The following is a 256-nucleotide window of genomic DNA, read 5'->3' as shown; positions in this document are numbered from 1 at the left end:
GGCGGAGCGAAGCGACATCCTTATCCCTTACAGATGAGATGCCGCCGGTCGCGGCGGCATCAGATGAAAATATCAGGGCCGGTAATCTTCCCACCGGCAGTCGCTGCGGTCGCAGATGACGGGCGCATCCGGCGAACCGCTCACCGTCCACTCATCGAGGAACCGCAGGCCGGCCAGCGTCTGTGCCTCACGTTCTTCAGGCAGGACGATGCTCTTCAGCCAGACGCTGCCCCGATCAAACTGCCAGTAGCAGCCC

The 256-nt window shown here is 62.9% G+C and carries 1 pseudogene; it reads right to left on the bottom strand.

Going from position 1 to position 256, the window contains the following annotated elements:
• Positions 1 to 72: 72 nt before the first annotated feature.
• Positions 73 to 256: pseudogene (locus IBT54_RS24990) on the bottom strand (hypothetical protein); the annotation flags it as partial.

The sequence above is a fragment of the Pantoea sp. S62 genome (assembly GCF_016658625.1).
In the GTDB taxonomy this organism is placed as follows: Bacteria; Pseudomonadota; Gammaproteobacteria; order Enterobacterales; family Enterobacteriaceae; genus Pantoea; species Pantoea vagans.
Note: the sequence above shows the minus strand (reverse complement) of the source record. Positions and strands in the feature narration are given on the sequence as shown.